This is a genomic window from Microcoleus sp. Pol11C3 (assembly GCF_036701485.1).
Taxonomy (GTDB): domain Bacteria; phylum Cyanobacteriota; class Cyanobacteriia; order Cyanobacteriales; family Microcoleaceae; genus Microcoleus.
In genome coordinates this window covers 1-19,627 of record NZ_JAUBQW010000038.1, presented here as the reverse complement: position 1 = coordinate 19,627, position 19,627 = coordinate 1, and the positions used below count along the sequence as shown (strand labels likewise).

The 19,627-nt window shown below is 44.2% G+C and carries 14 protein-coding genes and 1 pseudogene; 8 read left to right on the top strand and 7 right to left on the bottom strand.

Features of this window, described 5'->3' with window-relative positions; all coding sequences use genetic code 11:
• The first annotated feature begins 30 nt into the window (after window positions 1-30).
• Complete coding sequence (locus QUA40_RS11440) at window positions 31-747, top strand: response regulator transcription factor (RefSeq protein ID WP_333125393.1); 717 nt, start codon at window positions 31-33, stop codon at window positions 745-747.
• 10 nt (window positions 748-757) lie between these two features.
• Here QUA40_RS11440 and QUA40_RS11435 read toward each other — a convergent pair whose 3' ends face one another.
• From QUA40_RS11435 to murC, 4 genes are all read right to left on the bottom strand, one after another.
• Window positions 758-1,249 (bottom strand): low molecular weight protein-tyrosine-phosphatase, encoded by a 492-nt coding sequence (locus QUA40_RS11435; protein ID WP_333125390.1) that lies wholly within the window; start codon window positions 1,247-1,249, stop codon window positions 758-760.
• A gap of 166 nt (window positions 1,250-1,415) precedes the next feature.
• The gene (locus QUA40_RS11430; protein ID WP_006634273.1) at window positions 1,416-1,766 is read right to left on the bottom strand and encodes a YbaB/EbfC family nucleoid-associated protein; all 351 of its coding nucleotides are present in this window, start codon (window positions 1,764-1,766) and stop codon (window positions 1,416-1,418) included.
• 62 nt (window positions 1,767-1,828) lie between these two features.
• Window positions 1,829-2,785 carry a UDP-N-acetylmuramate dehydrogenase gene (murB, locus tag QUA40_RS11425; protein ID WP_333125387.1) on the bottom strand — a complete coding sequence of 319 codons (957 nt, stop codon included), beginning with the start codon at window positions 2,783-2,785 and terminating at the stop codon, window positions 1,829-1,831.
• A gap of 150 nt (window positions 2,786-2,935) precedes the next feature.
• Window positions 2,936-4,492 carry a UDP-N-acetylmuramate--L-alanine ligase gene (murC, locus tag QUA40_RS11420; protein WP_333125386.1) on the bottom strand — a complete coding sequence of 519 codons (1,557 nt, stop codon included), beginning with the start codon at window positions 4,490-4,492 and terminating at the stop codon, window positions 2,936-2,938.
• 974 nt (window positions 4,493-5,466) lie between these two features.
• Between murC and nadD the strand changes: the two genes are divergently transcribed.
• From nadD to QUA40_RS11395, 5 genes and pseudogenes are all read left to right on the top strand, one after another.
• The gene (gene nadD / locus QUA40_RS11415) at window positions 5,467-6,183 is read left to right on the top strand and encodes a nicotinate (nicotinamide) nucleotide adenylyltransferase (protein ID WP_333125384.1); all 717 of its coding nucleotides are present in this window, start codon (window positions 5,467-5,469) and stop codon (window positions 6,181-6,183) included.
• Window positions 6,184-6,375: 192 nt separating this feature from the next.
• The gene (locus QUA40_RS11410; protein WP_333125381.1) at window positions 6,376-7,395 is read left to right on the top strand and encodes a type I glyceraldehyde-3-phosphate dehydrogenase; all 1,020 of its coding nucleotides are present in this window, start codon (window positions 6,376-6,378) and stop codon (window positions 7,393-7,395) included.
• Between the two features lie 345 nt (window positions 7,396-7,740).
• On the top strand, window positions 7,741-8,712 hold the full coding sequence (locus tag QUA40_RS11405; protein ID WP_333125379.1) for a GDP-mannose 4,6-dehydratase: 972 nt from the start codon (window positions 7,741-7,743) through the stop codon (window positions 8,710-8,712).
• A gap of 73 nt (window positions 8,713-8,785) precedes the next feature.
• Window positions 8,786-8,953: pseudogene (locus tag QUA40_RS11400) on the top strand (DUF5678 domain-containing protein); the annotation flags it as partial.
• 35 nt (window positions 8,954-8,988) lie between these two features.
• The gene (locus QUA40_RS11395) at window positions 8,989-13,962 is read left to right on the top strand and encodes an FkbM family methyltransferase (protein ID WP_333125375.1); all 4,974 of its coding nucleotides are present in this window, start codon (window positions 8,989-8,991) and stop codon (window positions 13,960-13,962) included.
• A 113-nt stretch (window positions 13,963-14,075) separates the two neighbouring features.
• Here the strand turns inward: QUA40_RS11395 and QUA40_RS11390 are convergent, their stop codons facing one another.
• From QUA40_RS11390 to QUA40_RS11380, 3 genes are all read right to left on the bottom strand, one after another.
• Window positions 14,076-14,435 carry a hypothetical protein gene (locus tag QUA40_RS11390; RefSeq protein WP_333125374.1) on the bottom strand — a complete coding sequence of 120 codons (360 nt, stop codon included), beginning with the start codon at window positions 14,433-14,435 and terminating at the stop codon, window positions 14,076-14,078.
• A 3-nt stretch (window positions 14,436-14,438) separates the two neighbouring features.
• On the bottom strand, window positions 14,439-14,771 hold the full coding sequence (locus QUA40_RS11385; protein WP_333125372.1) for a hypothetical protein: 333 nt from the start codon (window positions 14,769-14,771) through the stop codon (window positions 14,439-14,441).
• A gap of 195 nt (window positions 14,772-14,966) precedes the next feature.
• Window positions 14,967-15,647: a methyltransferase domain-containing protein gene (locus QUA40_RS11380; RefSeq protein ID WP_333125369.1), complete on the bottom strand. Its 681-nt coding sequence runs from the start codon at window positions 15,645-15,647 to the stop codon at window positions 14,967-14,969.
• A gap of 612 nt (window positions 15,648-16,259) precedes the next feature.
• Here QUA40_RS11380 and QUA40_RS11375 point away from each other — a divergent pair.
• Window positions 16,260-17,081, top strand: coding sequence for a class I SAM-dependent methyltransferase (locus QUA40_RS11375; RefSeq protein ID WP_333125367.1), 822 nt, complete (start codon window positions 16,260-16,262; stop codon window positions 17,079-17,081).
• 142 nt (window positions 17,082-17,223) lie between these two features.
• Window positions 17,224-19,488, top strand: coding sequence for a chromosome partitioning protein ParA (locus tag QUA40_RS11370; protein WP_333125365.1), 2,265 nt, complete (start codon window positions 17,224-17,226; stop codon window positions 19,486-19,488).
• Window positions 19,489-19,627: the final 139 nt, after the last annotated feature.

Genomic DNA, 19,627 nt, shown 5'->3' with positions numbered 1-19,627 from the left:
TTTTTAAGGTTTAATTTTTAAATTCCCCTCATGCCCTTGACGATTCTGGTTGCTGACGACGATTTCGCGACTCGCTTGTCGATTACCGATTATCTGGAAATTACCGGATACTCTGTAATCCCTGCTGAGAATGGCAAAGAAGCTTTAGGTTTGGTAGAGGAATTTCAGCCCCACTTGATTGTTACCGACATTACAATGCCGGAGATGGATGGCTACGAATTCGTGCGGCGAGTTCGGACTCGTCCCGCTTTCCGCTTGCTGCCGGTGATTTTTTTGACGGAACGCACGAGCACGCAGGAACGGATTCGCGGCTATCAGATGGGGTGCGACAATTATCTGGCTAAGCCTTTTGAACTCCAAGAATTGGGGGCGGTAATTCGCTCTTTGCTCGATCGCTACGCTCTAATTGCTCAGGCACCGTCTCATTCCCCTAAACCAGAACCGACGCCAACAGAGGCACGCAGCAGAGCCAACAGCCAGCCAGAATCTGATTTTTTTACTCAAAAGTCAGAAACCGACGATCGCGCATATACAAGCCAAAATGCTCCGAGTTTGACTCAGCGAGAGCGAGAAGTGCTAGATTTGCTGACAGAAGGTCTTTCTAATATTCAAATAGGCGATCGGCTCCACCTCAGCCCTCGAACTGTCGAAAAGCACGTCAGCAGCTTGTTCAGAAAAACAGAAAGCAACAACCGAGCAGAACTCGTTCGCTTTGCGATGGAACACCATTTAGTCGGTAATTGGTAATTGATAATTGTTAATTGGTAAGTGTGAATTTTTCCTGATTTATAACATACTCCAACAACCCTTCGCAGGCATCTAACAATAAATCAATTACTCGATCGAATCCCTCCGGTCCACCATAATAAGGATCTGGCACTTCTTTCAGGTCATATTTATGGCAAAAGTCGCACATCAACCGCACTTTTTTTTTATATTTTCCAGAATTATCGAGAGCAAGAATATTTCGATAATTGTCCTGATCCATCGCCAGAATCCAATCAAAATTCTCGAAATCTTCCCTTTGAAATTGGCGGGCTTCGCCTAACAATTCAATGTCTCGCTTCCTCGCGGCCCATGCCATCCGCCTGTCTGGGGGACTGCCAATGTGATAGCTAGCAGTTCCGGCAGAATCGCAGGTGATACGATCGCTCAAACCAGCTTGTTCAATTAAGTGATTCATAATATTTTCTGCTGAGGGCGATCGGCAGATGTTTCCGAGGCAGACAAACAATAATTTATAAGACATTTAATTGATAATTAGTAATTGGTAATTTTTAATGGCAAGGAAGAAAGAAAAATTTTTCTTTCCCCTTTTTTCCAACGTTTCGTGCTTCAGAGAAATCAATCAGTCATTAGCTATAGATTCCTTTTTAAACACAGATAGCTAACAACTAATGACTGATGACTAATGACTAACCGAAACCGGGGAGATTTAGTCCACCGGTGAGTTCTTCCATTTTCTCCCGCATCGTCATCGTAGACTTAGCGTAAGCATCCTGCATCGCCACCGTGACGAGTTCAGAAACCACATCAGCACCTTCACCGAGGGCATCCGGTGAGATTTCCACGCGGCGGGGTTCTTGGTTGCCGCTGAGAAAAACCTTGACCAAGCCGCCGCCGGCTGTTCCCTCAATTTCCATGACATCCAACTCTTCTTGGAGCTTTTTAGCTCCTTCTTGAACCTGCTGAGCTTTTTTGAAAGCTTCAGTCAGTTCTTTCATTTTGCCCAGGCCGAAGCCAAATCCTTGTCCTGATTTTGTCATAACTACTTTTTGATTGTGTGTAGGCTGGCAGTCTGCCGTTTCCGTATTACTTCAATGATGCCTTAGAAGGGAAACTCTCCCAGTATTCTAACTTCTGGCTCCAACAACAGCGACCACCGCTGCTCGACTTGCTGTTGAACGTGGCGAATCACTTGAAAAATATCATTGGCCGTTGCCGACCCGCAGTTAAGAATAAAATTAGCATGGCGCTGAGCTACTTGCGCCCCGCCGATCTGATATCCCTTCAGTCCCGCTTGTTCGATGAACCAACCTGCCGTCTTGGGGCCAGGGTTGCGGAAGACTGAGCCACAGCTCGGTAAGTGGTAAGGTTGAGTTGTCCGCCGCTGGCTGAAATGGTCATTAGTTTCTGCCATTACTTGCGATCGGTCGAATCCCGGCTGTAACTGGAAAGTCGCTTCTGTTACTAGCCGATCGCCCCCTTGCAGCACCGAAGTCCGGTAGCGGTACTCCAACTCTTGGGGAGTCAGAATTTCCACCTTGCCGCCGGGGGATAGGACGCGAGCATTGACTAGAATATCAGCAGTACAGCCTCTGTGAGCGCCTGCATTCATCACCACAGCCCCTCCCACGCTGCCCGGTATGCCGACTGCCCATTCTAGACCTTTCCAGCCCCGTTTAGCCGCCAACCAAGCGAGGCGGGGAATTGACTCCCCCGCCCCCGCTGTAACTTGACCTCTTTCTGGATTAAAATTCACCTGTTTGAGGTAGCGAGTGCCGACGACCAAACCGGACAAACCCCGATCGCTCACCAACAAATTAGAACCCGCACCCAGCAGAGTCACCGGCACTCCTTCATCGTGTGCCCAGGCAAAACTCGCTTGCAAAGCCTCCATACTGCGGGGAGCAACGTACCACTCGGCCGGGCCGCCGACTCGGAAGGAAGTCAGGCCGGCCAGCGAAACTTGGGAGTTAATCTTGCAATCAGTTCCCCGCAAAGAAATAGGAGAATACACTCGCCGATTGTCCTTAACAGAGGAGTCATTCGAGATAGTCACCATCTTGAAAATCCTTAAAAATACCTTCGCTCGAAGACGTGGTTGAAAATCCATTTAGCTAACTTATGTTGCCCCTTTGAGCGAGTCGCCCGACAGAAGTTTCGGCACAACGTGCAACGCTATAAAGTCGATCAACTCTACTCACTTCGCGAGCTAATCCGGGCGATCGGCTTGTTGATAAAAAGCCATAACCTCTGGAATAATCTGATTCAGATTGCCTGCACCCAAAAACAGAGCCAAATCCCCCGGTTGCAGATTTTCGGTTAAAAACTTACTTACCGACTCCAGGGAAGGCCGAAACTCAACCTCTCGGCCTTCTTTAGCAATCAAATCAGCAACCCGCTGCCCGCTAATCTCTCCTAAATTCGGTTCCCCAGCACTATAAATATCGCAAGCCACCACCAAATCAGCATCCCCAAAAGATTGAGCAAATTCTGGCAAAAATGTCAGAGTCCGGCTGTAACGGTGGGGTTGAAAAATGGCAACCACTCTTCGGGATTTGGGATTTTTTTCGCTACCTTCGATACGCAAGCGAGCAGCCGCCAAGGTAACGCGAATTTCACTAGGATGGTGGGCGTAGTCGTCCACAAACAGGATGTCATTGTGAAAACCCCGCACCTCAAAACGGCGGCGAGCTCCTTCAAAGCCAGCAATCGCTTTGGCAATCGCCGAAAACTCTAACCCCAACAATCGGCCCACTGCTACCGCAGCTAGTGCATTGCTGAGATTGTGTGTGCCTAGCAACTTCAACTCCATTTCCCCTAGCAAAGCTCCTCGCTCCCAAATGTGGGCCTTGGTGCTTTTGGCTCCGTACTCCACGCCCGAAGCCGTGTAGTCAGCACCGCTTTCCGGCTGCAAGCTATAACTGACATGAGGCTGAAGGCAGTCTTTGACGATTTGGTCGTCAATGCAGCCCACCAAGGTTTGACAGTTTTGGGCAAACACCTTAAATGTGTCTATTACCTGGTCAAGGGTATCGTAATGGTCTGGATGATCCAGTTCTACATTCGTCACTATGCCTATTTTGGCTACCAGCTTAACGAGAGAACCGTCGGATTCATCAGCCTCGGCCACTAAGTAGGGGCCTTCCCCCAAACGGGCATTGCCTTCCCAAGCATTTACCTCGCCTCCTACTACGATCGTCGGATCTAGACCCGCAGCCATCAGCATGAAACCGATTAAGCTGCTAGTAGTAGTTTTGCCGTGAGTCCCGGCTACGGCGATACTTTGGTAATCTTGAATTAAGGCTGCCAACACATCCGATCGATGAAAAATCGGACAGCCCAAATCTAAAGCAGCTCGATATTCGGCATTTGCCGGGTGAATTGCCGTCGAACAGACTACTTGAGGCAATCCCGGAATTGCTTGGGCGCTTGAACCGTTGCCGTTCAATTGGAGAGCTTCGGCTGTCGCGACAGAAGTTCCTACCGTACCAGCGACTGCCGAGGATACGGCCCTTTCCTGTGGCCCGCAGTCGGGACTGCTACCGTTAAGGGCCGTTTGAAATAATTCAAAATTGCTGGCGTCTTGACTCCAAAAAATATGAGCTCCCATTCCTTGCAAGCGCTCGGTTATGTGACTCGATTTAATATCGGAGCCGTACACAGGCAACTTGCGTTTAGCTAGAATGTAGGCAAGGGCTGACATCCCAATCCCACCAATGCCGATGAAATGAAATGGTCTACCGCTAAAATCAACAGAACTCGGCATCTTTGCTCCTCACACACCACACCACGCCAATAACACGCGATATCATATCAAGAATTGTTTTTTCAGGATACATTTCGCTAGAGATTTTGTACAAAATTCTCTGCGCGTCCCTAGATTTGCGGGACTTGTAGAGATGTTTGTCTTGTATCCTATATGACTTAGTACCGAGTAGTTTTCCGGAACAGTCACAGCTCGAAAATAGCAGGTAACAGAAAACGGGGTCTGGGGTCTGGGCCAATAGACTAATTTTGGGTGGTTGCATACTCCTGCATTCTTTCTATTTCGATCCGCCTGCTGTGCTCGGATACTGCAGCAAAACCCCCACAACCTTTCTACCAAGATTGAGGGTAAAACCCATAAGGATTTACAAACACTACCACGAACAACAAAATTTCGCTCCTTTTATAGTCATTTATCTACTCTTACGGTCATTTTTTCTTGAAAGTGAGAGATTGACACGATCGCAGCTATAGTATATATTCTTACTTTATTGTATATATACAAGTTATGCAGTTAGTCGAAATAGTCGCAAAGCCATAGATCAAACCAAATCATTGGTTTTGATCGAGAAGCCGATGGACGTTCTTGGCAGCCCTTAAAATTTTTACTACTGCGATAAGTATATCTACCGTCAAAACTTTTTAGACCGCCAACAAACGAATGCTCAGGCGGTCGATCGCGCACTCAAAACAAGTTGGGATTAATATTGGTAAGGTTAATCATCCAGTCCTAGAGGCACTCCGACGCTCGGAAACCGGTTTTTTAACTCTGATTGAAGGTTTGAACGAAGTAAGGGGGTTAACAAAATCGGTTTTAGCGTCCAGGACTCGTCCTGGACGCTCGCCAAAACTAATGTCCCCCTGGGGTTGGTCTCCGATGTGAAGCGAGGGTTTTGTAATAAACGAGCTTATGGTTAAAAGCGTACAAACATAAAACTTGCGCGATGTCTGTATTAATCCTGATTTTGGGGAAATATGGCGAAAATAGCGATTTTTGGGGGGACTTTTGACCCGGTTCATTGGGGCCACGTGTTGGTGGCAGAGACGGCTGCGAGTCAATTTGGTCTCGATCGAGTCATTTGGGTACCCGATCGCTCTCCTCCTCACAAAGGGCGCCCGGATTTGGCAAGTTTTGAGCAGCGGCGGGAAATGCTCGCTCTCGCGATCGGCGATCGCCCCGACTTCGTAATTTCGCCGCCGTCGGCAAATCCCTCCGACAGTTCTTTTGCGATCGACACCCTGCTGTATTTGCAAAAATTGTATCCAGGCGATCATGGCTGGTACTGGATTATTGGTAGTGACGCACTCCTTACTCTTCCCAAATGGCACCGGTGCGGCGAAATTGCCGGGTTGTGCCAGTGGTTGGTGGCCCCACGTCCGACTCAGGGAGATCGAGAGACAGCAGAAAGCGGGGAGATTGGGGAACTGTCCGAGTGGGGAGATTGTCCGGGTGGAAAACCCCTCGATTCGGGGGGGGACAGGATGCAGGTTCAGGCAAATGCTGTGGGCCGACGAGTTGCCGAACAAATGGCTCTTTTGGACGTGGAAATTCGCTGGGAGGTGCTTTCCATGCCTGCGATCGAGATTTCGTCCAGCCACATCCGCCGCTGCTACGCCGAAAGGATCGACCTCCGCTACTTAGTCCCGGATGTTGTCCGGGCTTATATTGTGACCCATCAGCTTTACCAGTAACCAGCGGCCTTCAATGCCGAATGCCTTCGGACTTGCGGTTTGGACCTTTTAAAAAAGTTCTAGCTTTTTTGATCAACACAAAAAGTTAGAAAGGATCGAGCTTTGCGATATGATCTGGTGTCAGAAGTCAATTCTTAAATTTTTCCAAAATTTAAGCCTGAGTTAAGGGCTGCCATCGTTAGGAGGTACAAGGTGATTAGAGTCGCGATCAATGGTTTTGGGCGTATCGGGCGCAGTTTTGCGCGCTGCTGGCTAGGCCGAGAAAATAGCCAGCTAGAGCTGGTAGCTATTAATGACACTTCCGATCCGAAAACTAATGCCCACTTACTGAGATACGATTCCATGATGGGAACGTTGAAGGGTGTGGACATCAGTACGGATGAAAATTCGATTATTCTCAATGGCAAGACAGTTAAATGCGTGAGCGATCGCAATCCGCTCAACCTGCCTTGGAAAGATTGGGGTATTGATCTGATTATTGAAGCAACCGGCGTCTTCGTTGACCAGGCTGGTGCATCGAAGCATATCACGGCCGGCGCTAAAAAAGTGCTGATTACTGCTCCCGGCAAGGGGCCTGAAGTCGGCACCTATGTGATGGGAGTCAACCACCACAACTACAAGCACAGTGACTACACGGTCATCAGCAATGCTAGCTGTACCACTAACTGTCTAGCTCCCGTGCTGAAGGTGCTTCATGAAAATTTTGGCATCATAAAAGGCATGATGACCACTACCCACAGCTATACTGGCGACCAGCGCTTGCTGGATGCCAGCCACCGAGATTTGCGGCGGGCCCGGGCTGCTGCAATGAATATTGTGCCGACTTCTACCGGAGCGGCCCAAGCTGTGGCTTTGGTGATTCCAGAATTGAAGGGTAAGTTAAATGGCATCGCCATGCGCGTCCCGACTCCTAATGTGTCGGTAGTTGATTTTGTGGCTCAGGTAGAGAAAAAGACTTTTAGCGAGCAGGTAAATCAAGTTTTCAAAGAAGCAGCCGAAGGCCCCATGAAAGGGATTTTGGAGTACAACGATTTGCCTCTTGTTTCTTGCGATTATCGCGGAAACGATGCTTCTTCGATCTTGGATTCCAGCTTGACCCTAGTTATGGACGGCGACATGGTGAAGCTGTTGGCTTGGTACGACAATGAGTGGGGCTACAGTCAGCGGGTGGTTGACTTGGCTGAATTGGTCGCCCAAAGGTGGGAAGCCTAGTATCCGAAGGCAGAAGGGATTAGTCATTCGGCAGAAGGTAAAAATGCTGATATTTTGTACTTCTGAGTCAATGTCTAACTGACTGGCGATCGCACAGGGGGGCAGAAACCGGATTTTTTCACCCAAATATTTGGTGGAAACCCTTAATATCGGTTAAAAACCCGGTTTCTTTAGCCTCCCTCCGGGCGTAAATCCTGAAATTTGTTTGTAGTAAGCGCTTAAACTTGCTCTGGTAAGTCCTCGGAAAATCCAAAACATTAAAAATAATAAAAATTACGACTATAAAACTCACAAAGCTGGAAAAATAGCAGCAGCTACGGTATAGTTCGGAAAACCAAATGTGATATGAAAAAAGCCTTAATTTCGGGTATCTCAGGTCAGGACGGAGCTTATTTAGCTAAACTGTTGCTCGATCGAGGTTATGAAGTTTGCGGCACATCCAGAGACGCCCAAATGTCTAGTTTCGGAAACCTGGCCCGTTTGGGAATCCGAGACAGAGTAAAACTAGAATCCATGTCTCTCAACGATTTTCGCAGCGTCTTGCAAGTGCTTGCCAAAATAGAGCCAGATGAGGTGTACAATCTAGCAGGTCAAAGTTCCGTAAGCTTGTCTTTTGAACAACCCGTTGAAACCCTCGAAAGCATTGCGACAGGCACATTAAATCTGTTAGAAGCAATTCGGTTTACCGGGGGCAAAATTAAACTTTACAACGCCAGTTCCAGCGAATGTTTTGGGGATACCCGAGGCAATCCAGCCGATGAAAATACGCCTTTTCGCCCCAGAAGTCCTTACGCGGTGGCGAAAGCAACGGCATTTTGGGAAGTAGCGAATTATCGGGAAGCGTACAATTTGTTTGCGTGTTCTGGTATTTTGTTCAATCACGAGTCGCCACTGCGCCCGGAGAGGTTCGTTACCCAAAAAATTGTATCTGTTGTGTGCCGAATTGCTGCGGGTAGTTCCGAAAAACTGCCTTTGGGAAATATTTCTGTGCAGCGGGACTGGGGTTGGGCGCCGGAATATGTGGAGGCGATGTATTTGATGTTGCAGCAGGATGAGCCGGATGATTATGTCATTGCTACGGGTGTAAGCTATCCTTTGGAGGAGTTTGTGCAGATAGCGTTTGTTTCTGCGGGTTTGGATTGGCAGGAACATTTAGTAACCGATGCGAGTCTTTACAGGCTGACGGAGATTGCTGTGGGGAGGGGAAATCCGGGTAAGGCGAAGCAAAAGTTGGGATGGGAGGCAAAGTATAAGATGCCCGATGTGGTGCGGATGATGGTGGAGGCGAGGATGATTGGAGGGAAAAGTATGGGATGAAAATATGGAGGCAGAATATCCAACGGCTAATGAGTGGTATAAAGCCAATCGCCGTCTGTAAAAAAAATATCGAGGTGAGTGGATAGCTTATAATCATCAAGGGGTGATTAGTCACGAGGGTGATTATCGAAAGATGAAGGACGGGATTCCCGCTGATATACCTAAATTGGGTTATGCGCTCGATCGTATATATGAAAGCGAGTTTATTGAGCCTGTTCGCTTCCCAGGATTCCACATTTAATTGATAAGTTAATTGACAAAAAAACGAGCAAACAAATGGTTATAGATTTAATTCGTAATTTTGTAGAAGCCGGACAGATTATCTTTGATGTCGGAGCTAATATCGGACAAAAAGCAGATTTTTTCATAGGAATTGGTGCTAAAGTAGTCTGTTTTGAGCCACAACCAAATTGTGTGGAATTCCTGTATCAAAAATATGGACATAATCCTCAAGTTACGATTGTAAATAAAGGTTTAGCAGAACATCCTGGAGAGATGCAGCTTTCTATTTCTAGTGATCTAAATGTTTTATCTACTTTTTCTGACAAGTGGAAAACGGGACGATTTGCTGGCGTTAATTGGGATCAAGAAGTAACAGTAGAAATTTCTACTTTAGATGAAATGATTCAATTGTTTGGATGCCCGCAGTTTTGCAAAATAGATGTTGAAGGATTGGAATATCTAGTTTTAAAAGGACTGTCTCAACCCATACCTTGTCTATCCTTTGAATTTACAATAGAATTTATAGATGATGCGAAAAAATCGATTACTCACTTGGAGACATTAGGATATCAACTATTTAACTTAGCAAAAGGTGAAGATAGCCATCTTGCACTAGCTGAATGGGTTTCTAGCGATCGCTTATTTGAAAGTATTAGTTCATCTAATGAACACCAATTATGGGGAGATATATACGCCACATTAGAGCCAGAAAAACTAACTCAATCACTGATTCCTACGAGGCTCAAAGAAATGGAACTTGATGGCGAAGTTCAAGTTATTAAAAATATAATTAATAAAGGCTATGTTGTTTTTGATGTAGGTGCTAATGTTGGGGATTGGACAGCGAAAGTTTTGAGCCAAGGACATGATGTAGAAGTTCACCTGTTTGAACCGGTTCCTCATGTGTACAAAAAGTTGATACAAAACCTAGATAAACAACTAATTTTCAATAATCTAGGGGTAGGACAGAAGGAAGAAGTCAAGACGTTTTATTATTACGAAGCCAATCCCCTATTGAGTACCTTCTACCGCAGAGTAGATGTTGAAAAACAAGGGTGGCTGAATCCGCCTAAAGAAATTACAGTTTTGACGACAACTATCGACAATTACTGTCAGCGCTATGGCATTAAAAGAATTAATTTCCTCAAAATCGATGTTGAGGGCGGCGAATTAGACGTTCTTGATGGGGCAAAATATTTTCTAGAATCAGGCAGAATCGATTATCTGCAATTTGAATATGGTGGAACTTATATCGATTCAAAAACAACGTTGAAAGAAGCATTTGAGTATTTGCAAAAATTCCGGTATTCAATTTTTAAGATTTTGCCGGATCGGTTAGAATACAAACCCAGCTTTTTGCCAGAGGATGAAAACTTTGAGTTCAGCAATTTCTTGGCTGTCAATGAGCGATTCCACTCGAATGTTTTGGGTGAAGTAACCGACGGAAAGCTGAACATACAGGAACTTTGTCGGCAGTATGCCATCGCCCCGCGTGGCGTGATTCATGTTGGGGCTCATGAAGGCACAGAAATCACCGCATATCAACAAATGGGCGCGCAAAAAGTGCTGTTCGTAGAAGCCAACCCAGCGGTATTTGAACGTTTGCAAGCCAATCTAACCGGGATGCCCGATGTCCGATCGGTCAACTGTGCGATCGGCAATCGCAATGGTAGTGTGGATTTGCACGTTACTTCCTTCGATCAAAGCAGTTCTATTCTGCCCTTGAAACACCATCAAGAGATTTATCCCCACATCACTGAAACTCATCAAATAACAGTACAGTCGAAAACACTCGATACTCTGCTGCAAGAACAGGAATTAAATCCCTCTGACTTTAATATCTTAAATATAGATATCCAAGGTGCAGAACTATTGGCTTTGCAAGGGGCAACCAATTGGTTGAAATCTGTTGAGTTAATTAACACAGAAGTTAATTACGAAGAACTCTATGAAGGCTGCGGGTTAATTGACCAGTTGGATGAATTTCTCGAAGGACAGGGTTTTCACCGGGTAGCAACCACAACACCAATTCACCCATCTTGGGGAGATGCAATTTATGTGAAAAAACCAGCGATTACCTCATCCGTACTCGGCATGGAGAATATGGGTCGGTTGGGAAACCAAATATTTCTGTATGCGTTTTTGAGAACTTACGCAAGGGAACACAATCTCAGGGTAGAAACGCCCGCTTGGATCGGTCAGTATCTATTCGGTCACCATGATGCGCCTATTTCTCAGCCTTTACCTCTAGTTGGAGAACAAGCGCAGCCTTACAAACTTTCCGAGTCGGCAATTCTCAATGCACGGGAACCTTTTAAAAATGTAGACTTCCACGGCTATTTTCAGTTTCACACTCAATATTACGCCCAACATAAAGAATATTTCCAATCTTTATTCAAACCTCTGCCAGAAGTCGCAGCGAAGGTGATAGAAGCTCTCGATCGCTTGCGTTCTAAAGGTAAAACAATTGTCGGCTTGCATTTGCGGCGCGGTGATTACAGAAGCGTTCATACTGTTGTGCCGTATCTGACCGTTGCTCCGAGTGGATGGTACAAGGAATGGCTGGACGGTCTGTGGGAAACTCTGGACGAACCCGTCTTGTTTATTGCTAGCGATGAAATCGAAAATGTTGTCGGGGATTTTGCGGATTACAACCCGATAACAGTCAAAGATTTGGGTGTAGAAATGCCAGAAGCACCTTTCTATCCTGATTTTTACATTTTGAGCCAATGTGATGTTTTGGCAATTTCCAATAGCACATTCTCATTTGCCGCATCGATGCTAAATGAACGGTGCAAATTTTGCTTCCGTCCCCACTTACAAAAACAAAAACTGATTCCCTACGATCCCTGGAACAGCGAACCCTTGTTACGGGATAATCCTAATGATTTGCCAGCAACAGGATCTCAAAAACCAATAAAAATTTTGAATATTCAAGGGGTGTCATTAATCTCTCCTGAAGATCCCGATTTGCTGTGGGGATTTAATATAGAGGCTCCGACGATGGGAAGCACGGTAAATCCCAGTAATATTTTGATTGGGGGTTGGGTGATAGGTAAAAAATCCCCTGCTGTTAAAGTTGAGTTGATTCGCGACGGTGAAGTAATCCGCGAAATTCCTGTAAATCAGCACCGCCCAGATGTAGCAGCAGTTTTTCCGGGAGTACCGTTAGCAGAAAATAGCGGTTATGGGACTGAATGGGAAATAACGGGAACGTTTCCTGAATGTGAGATATTTATCCAGGCGGTGTTAGCCGATGAAACCCGCGTAAAAGTAGGAGTCGTCCAGTGGAAAGAAACCATCTCTCACACACCCTCACATAACGACAGAGCCAAGTGTGAACTCAGTGTTTGCGCGATTATGAAGGATGAGGCTCCTTACCTAATAGAGTGGTTGGAGTTTCATAAAATAGTAGGGGTTGAGAGATTTTACTTATACAACAATAACAGCACCGACAATACTATAGACATCCTTCAGCCCTACCTTAAATCAGGCGAAGTAATTTTACACGATTGGCCAGTAACACCAGGACAAATACCGGCCTACGAACATTGCCTCAGTGCGTACAAAATCGAATCAGATTGGATCGCTTTCATTGATTTAGATGAATTTCTTTTCCCCACCGAAAAGGATGATTTAAAAGAAGTATTAAAAGAATTTGATGGGGTAGTAGGTGTCGGAGTTAATCAGTTATTTTTTGGTTCTTCAGGTCACAAAATCAGACCTGAAGGGCTACAAATAGAGCATTTCACTAAACGAGCAGCAGATAATTTTGACAGTAATAAATATGTCAAAAGCATTGTGCGAACCGAACAAGTCCTTCGCCCTAGCTGCCCTCACTTTTTCATACCAATTAGTAAGGATACGTTTTCGGTTACAGAGAATAGGGAACCGTTAAGCTGTTCTATAGCTGAAAAAACTTCAGTCCAAAAGCTGCGAATCAACCATTACTACACTAAGTCTCAAGAAGAGATGAAGCTGAAATTGATCAGAGGCTGGGCTTGCGGGGTGGAAAATCCGAGGACTTCCTTGGGCTTGGAATATCACGATCGCAATGAAGTAGAAGATTTAACGATTCAACGCTTTATTCCCAAGCTGAGGCAGGCTGTTGATTCAGTTAGAGCTCAATCTCGAATAGCGCAGATATTAACACAACATTGGCATTTGCAATCTAAGCTGTACCAAATGCAAATAGAATTAGAGGAATCCCAGAGAAAAGTGCACCTAAACTCTGAGGATTTCGAGCCACTTACAGCTCGATCGCAACAAATTAAAGAGGAACTCCAACAAATTAAAGAAGAACAGGAATGCTTGCAGGTTCACTACCGTAAAACTCAGGAAGAACTAGACAAAACTCAGTCACAACTTAGGGAAATTCATGCTCAAATACAAGAGATGGAGAGTGCAGCAGTTATGTTAAATCAACTGGCAGAGTTGCATTTAGCTCAAGGTAAGCTCGATCAGGCTCTTATTACTTGCGAGCAATTACTAAAGATTCAACCCAAATTTGCTCCGGGGCGCAAGACATTAGGAAATGTCTTGCACGCTCAGGGGAAACTGGATGAGGCTAAGAGTTGGTACATTTGCGCTCTAGAAATTCAGCCTGATTTTGCTGAAGCTTTAGCGAACCTCGGAACTGTTTATGCACAGCAGCAACAGTGGCAACAGGCGATCACGGCTTACCAAAAAGCGATCGCTATTCAACCCAATTTTGCTGGGGTCTACCGCAACTTAGCTAAAGTCTTATCCAAAATTGGCAAGCCAGAGGATGCCGCTGATTGCTGGTACGCGGCGCTGATTTTGGAACCGGAAAAAGCAACTGCTGAGGAATATCTCAATTTGGGAAATACGCTACTAGAACAACAGAAATGCGGTCGGGCGATCGTCTGTTACCGCCGCGCTGTTTACTTAAACCCAAGTTGTCAGGCAGCTTATTGCAAGTTAGGAGATGTCCTTAAAGAACAAGGACTAGCCGATGAAGCAATGGGCGCTCATAGGCAAGCAGACGAACTCAAATCAGGAAATTAAATTCTGTCTGATTGTTTTCGAGATTAGAATGGGGATAGTTGATCTATCCCCGAAGTGCGGGCTGACTATCTTTGCTAAAACCCGCTGCTACTCAAAATTAGCATTGGCAGATATCAAGGCCGCATCGCTACTAACGCAAAACACGGCCCGTTAATATGATCGAGCTGCTCAAAATTGACTTGAATTTCAGTTAAGCCAAAATATTTCAAACATGATAAAATATCCTCGCGGTTCAACCAATGACTGAAGGCGCTGCTACCCCCACAGAAGCCAGCATAATCTAACGCCACTTGATATTCTTGACGGTATGCCGTATATTTAAACCCTTCATGCTCGGTGGTTACTTGCGCCTGAAATTTAGGACTGAGGTGAGGTTGCCCGTGGATAATAGCCCAGTCGTAGTAGTGAGTCCAAATAAATACTTGGTCTGATGCTTTAGCAATCAAAGAAATTAGCTCGACGGGGTTAGCCATGTGCTAGAGAATACCGCTAGCCAAGCAAACATCAAATTTGTTATGACTTGACCGCAGATATTCTACACAGTCGCCGTACAGCAAATGCGCTTTTTGAAGTTTCATTACTTCTTTGACTATCAGGCATTTCAGGTAGGCGCGACTGTTGGCCTCAATTGCTGAAATTGAAGATGCACCAAGTTTTTCTAGCATATAGGTGTGCCCGGCTTCGAGCGGCACTAATTCAATAATATGCTTGCTTTGAACTCCCTTTAATTGTTCAATTGCCCACGTTATGCGGTTATCTTCAAACAGCGGAATTGTTCCAGCTACTAATGACGAATTCGCTGCAAACATAGATGCCCACTCACCTTTAAAGATGTCCAGTGCGTTCTGGCTACTCGGTGCTCACTTTATATAAAAATCTAGAACTTCCATACAGTTATGCTTTGCTACAGGTTAAGTAAATATCCAATTGTTCGATTTGTGAGAGGATAAGAATCCATTTATTGTTGACTGACAATAACAACTTTTCTTGACTCATTTTTGGACTCAACGCAGTTTTCTTAATATCGTAACAATTTCATCAAAATTTTCTTTAAGTAATTCAATTTCAAAACCAAAAGATAGATTGTTTTTACAGTATGCGAGGAATTCTGGAAAAGTCTCTGCTGTCCAGACGTGAAAATGAATGCTGTAGTCTATATCAAGTAGATGTTGCATCCGTACTGGCACACTTTCTTGATGAAATTTGTTGTCAACGAGGCTGACCCATTCTTGATAATGACTTAACTTAGACCATTCGGGACCTTCATGATAGTCTTGAATTAGGTGGTTGAGGGATGTGAGAGGGCGATCGATATCAAATGTATAGCGTTTGTCCGGCACGCCCATATATACAAGCCCTCCCGGTTTAATAACTCTCAAGAAGTTTTCCAGGGCCCCGATCGGGTTTTGACAGTGTTCTATCATGTGATTGGCGATCAAAAAATCCCAAGAGTTGTCGGCTATGGATGAGAGAGTTTCACCATTATCTACGATGTCCGCCTCTACTAAACCAACCGCCCCTAACTCTGGGTATTGCTTCCTCAAATCGCTTACAGACATTCTATCGACGTAATGAACCTTGACGCTTTCAGGGACTTGAAGAGGAGCATGAAGGGCTCCTACTTCTATCCCCTCGCCCTTGAGGTATTGAAAAGCAATGTCTTTCCGTACTTGCTGAAAATCCACAGTTAACCTCCATGATTAAAAAGTTGCTCGATATCGAGCGACTTTAAGTTACTCTTTTTTCTGTACTCAGTCTAGCTCTTTCCTCTGATGCTGAGGTTGGGCTTTAACTAAACCTTACAAGAATACAGCCCGATCTACCTTCCTAGTTTACCCGATCGCGCGTGTCGGTCGATCGATTGAGTGCGATCATCTTCGTGTGTTGATTTTTGGGGTAATATCTATTGTTAAGCTCGATGGCTTAGGGCTTGGGGGCGATCGCCCATATATAATACCTGGTGCGTGCGGGAACATCCTCAGAGGGCTGAAGTCTGATATCCTTGGGAAAGCAACGGCTTGAGTTCATTTGGAGTTCATTGGGGGCGATCGGGCAAAACTTTCCCTAAATTGTGATAAATTTCTAAGCAACCATTAGACATCGACCAAATTTTAATTTTAGCCTAGATAGGAAAATGCTTGCAGACTCATTCTCTGAGATGTATATTTTAGGAATATCTTGTCTCAGACCGAAGAGGAGTTAAAAAAATACTATGGCGTTATATTTTTATTTATAGGGACGCCAGTACACTGGAATACACGTGGTAAAATGTTTCGTTGGTATCTAGTAAAATCAGCATGAATAAAGAAAGACTAGAAAAGATCAAAGGTGATTTGGAGCGTTCGCAATTAAAGCTCAAGCAAATTCAAGATGAACTAGAACAATCGTCTGATACTAATCTTCAAAAAGCAGTCAACAAAAGTGACAAAATTATCAACTCTACAACAGAAAATAATTCATCTAATCGATTATTGTTGTCCAACGAGGAAGCTAACGCAGGTTTGCATAGAGAGTCTGTTGGAGGAATGTGGGACGAAATAGGTAAATTACAGTTTGATTTTATTTTAAACCAGGGATTAAAACCCGAGATGAAGTTTGTTGATATAGGGTGTGGATGTTTTAGGGGAGGAGTTCATTTCCTTCGTTATCTCAATAGTGGGAATTACTACGGTATAGACATGAACTCTTCCCTTATAGATGCTGGATATCAACAAGAATTAGATGTTACAAATAGAAACAAGCTGCCTAAAAAAAACTTGTTAGTTAACGATCACTTTGAATTATATTTGTTAGGAGTAGAATTTGAATTTGCTCTAGCACAATCAGTGTTCACTCATCTTCCGCTGAATCATATTCGACGCTGCTTGTTTGAACTCGCTAAATGTGTTAAACAAGGAGGTAAGTTTTATGCAACGTTTTTTGAGTGTTCATCAGACTCACTCTATACGTTGACAACACACCAACCAGGTGGAATAATCACCTATATGGATTCAGATCCTTATCACTATCAGTTACAAGATTTTTTTTGGTTAATCAAGGGAATCCCGTGGACAATAAGTTACATAGGTGATTGGAAGCATCCAAGAGGTCAAAAAATGTTATCTTTTACTAAAATGTAAGCAAGGTTTGATGAAAGTAAAATTATCGACAAGGCAAAATATCTTTCATTTTTATATTGCCGACAGTCATAGTTCACGAGTTTGTTGAAAAGTCGGTGGGGTCTGAAAAATAAAGTTTACATAATAGGAGTTTAGACAAGCGATGAACAATTATAGCACAGCAAAATCCGATATTCTGGTGATAATCAGTATGCACCGTTCTGGTAGTTCCTTGACAGCATCCTTGCTTCAAAGTGCTGGTTTGCACATTGGTCGCAAGTTACTAGGACCACATAGTGCAAACATCAAAGGTTATTTTGAAAATATTGATTTTTTTGAATTTCACAAGGCGGTGCTGCGTTCGCAAGCAATTATCGAGGATGGTTGGACTTTACAGGGAAAAATAAATGTTGAAGATCGTTTTGTAGAACAAGCTAAAGAAATAGTCGCCAAAAACTCTATGAGTAGAGTATGGGGATGGAAAGAACCCCGCACAACGTTATTTTTGGATTTCTGGTCTGACTTGTTGCCAGAAGCGAAATTTTTGCTAATTTATCGTTCTCCTTGGGAAGTAGTAGATTCTCTTTATCGTAGGGGTGATCGTACTTTTCAAGATCAGCCTGAATTGGCTTTGAAAGTATGGCATCAATACAATCAAATAATCATTGATTTTTACGATCACTTTTCTAATCGTTGCCTTCTAGCAAATATTAACACCATAGTCAATTTTAAAGACTCATATATTAAAGCAATAAACCAGAAATTCAAGACTAACTTAACTGCTCCTGAATCAACGGTTTATGACCCATCCTTATTTCACGCTCAACCATTAGACAGCTATCGACCTAGCTTGGTTAATCATTACTGCCCAGAAGCAGTAGAGATGTATCAAGAACTCGATGCTAGGGCATGGTGGCCGGATGAAACACCAAATTTCTCTTGGCGGGAACTAATAAAACCCGTTTACAAGGCTGAGGCTTTTCAGGAGTGGGTGAATACTCGCAACCAGGAAAGAGAAAATAAAGCACTGCGAGTCCAATTGGAAAACTTCCAGTCTCAACTGCATCAAACTCAGGGGGAATTGGAAAACTCCCAAACTCAACTGAATCAAATTCAGGGGGAATTAGAAAGCTCCCAAACTCAACTGCATCAAACTCAGGGAGAATTCACATACTCGAAATCTCAACTACATCAAACTCAAACTCAACTGCATCAAACTCAGGGGGAATTGCATCAGACTCAGGTGGAATTTAAGAGATCGCAGTCTCAACTGCATCAGACTCAGAGGGAATTGGAAAACTCCCAAACTCAACTGCATCAGACTCAAACGGAATTGGAAAACTCCCAAACTCAACTGCATCAAACTCAGGAAGAATTCGCATACTTGAAATCTCAACTGCATCAAACTCAGGGGGAATTGCATCAAACTCAGGGGGAATTGCATCAGACTCAGGTGGAGTTTAAGAGATCGCAGTCTCAACTGCATCAGACTCAGGGGGAATTGGAAAACTCCCAAACTCAACTGCATCAGACTCAAACGGAATTGGAAAACTCCCAAACTCAACTGCATCAGACTCAAGCGGAATTGGAAAACTCCCAAACTCAACTGCATCAGACTCAAACGGAATTAAAGAGATCGCAGTCTCAACTCGATCAGACGCAGGAAGAATTGGCGCAATCGCACTCTCAAGTTTACCAAAGCCAGAGAGAATTAGAACATTCACAGATACAACTGCATGAAACCGAGGCTTTATTAGAACATTCACAGATGCAACTGCATCAAAGCGAGGCTTTATTAGAACAGTCGCAGACTCAACTGCATCAGAAGCAAGAGGAATGGAACCGATTGCAGACGCAACTGTATCAAATTCAGGAAAAATTAGAACAATCTCAGACGCAACAGCATCAAATCGAGGCAAAAGTGCAACAATTTCAGATGCAACTTCATCAAACTCAAGAGCAATTGCAACAGTCTCAGACTCAACTTCATCAAACTCAAGAGCAATTGCAACAGTCTCAGACTCAACTTCATCAAACTCAAGAGCAATTGCAACAGTCTCAGACTCAACTTCATCAGACTCAAGGAGAATTAGAACTATCCCAGTTTCAGCAAGCTTTAGGCAACGATAAAGATGGACAATACCAAATGCAGTACAGACTTTTAGTGTGGGAGGCGTGTCGCGCTTATCACAATAACGCTTTGACTAAGATGCAGGAGTGCTTGCAGCAATCTTTAAAATATACGCCTTTTTCAGGAACCCAAACCGTTAATGACTGGTTAGAGAGTTTGGCTAAGTTTTCCTCAGAAAAAGGTTGTGAATTTGATATCTATTCGCTGACTAACTCACAAGAGTGGAAACAATTAATGGGTCGATCCGTTAGGGTTAAGCCAATACTAGGCAGAAGTCGATTTGTGGGACAGGCCTAGAATAAAAGGCGTTGCTGAATCACGGTATGACAATAGATAAGTTGGAAATTCCGAAGATGTTCGGCTCTCCTGAACTTATGGTTATAAGTTTATCTAATCAGAAAAGCAAGCTAATACACGATTCTTGAAATTATTAAAA

Excerpts from the sequence above, each read along its gene's own strand:
- QUA40_RS11395 (WP_333125375.1), top strand. The coding sequence starts at position 8,989 with ATGGTTATAGATTTAATTCGTAATTTTGTAGAAGCCGGACAGATTATC.
- QUA40_RS11390 (WP_333125374.1), bottom strand. The coding sequence starts at position 14,435 with ATGGCTAACCCCGTCGAGCTAATTTCTTTGATTGCTAAAGCATCAGAC.
- QUA40_RS11440 (WP_333125393.1), top strand. The coding sequence starts at position 31 with ATGCCCTTGACGATTCTGGTTGCTGACGACGATTTCGCGACTCGCTTG.
- nadD (WP_333125384.1), top strand. The coding sequence starts at position 5,467 with ATGGCGAAAATAGCGATTTTTGGGGGGACTTTTGACCCGGTTCATTGG.
- murC (WP_333125386.1), bottom strand. The coding sequence starts at position 4,492 with ATGCCGAGTTCTGTTGATTTTAGCGGTAGACCATTTCATTTCATCGGC.
- QUA40_RS11385 (WP_333125372.1), bottom strand. The coding sequence starts at position 14,771 with ATGTTTGCAGCGAATTCGTCATTAGTAGCTGGAACAATTCCGCTGTTT.
- QUA40_RS11375 (WP_333125367.1), top strand. The coding sequence starts at position 16,260 with ATGAATAAAGAAAGACTAGAAAAGATCAAAGGTGATTTGGAGCGTTCG.
- QUA40_RS11405 (WP_333125379.1), top strand. The coding sequence starts at position 7,741 with ATGAAAAAAGCCTTAATTTCGGGTATCTCAGGTCAGGACGGAGCTTAT.
- QUA40_RS11430 (WP_006634273.1), bottom strand. The coding sequence starts at position 1,766 with ATGACAAAATCAGGACAAGGATTTGGCTTCGGCCTGGGCAAAATGAAA.
- QUA40_RS11370 (WP_333125365.1), top strand. The coding sequence starts at position 17,224 with ATGAACAATTATAGCACAGCAAAATCCGATATTCTGGTGATAATCAGT.
- QUA40_RS11435 (WP_333125390.1), bottom strand. The coding sequence starts at position 1,249 with ATGTCTTATAAATTATTGTTTGTCTGCCTCGGAAACATCTGCCGATCG.
- murB (WP_333125387.1), bottom strand. The coding sequence starts at position 2,785 with ATGGTGACTATCTCGAATGACTCCTCTGTTAAGGACAATCGGCGAGTG.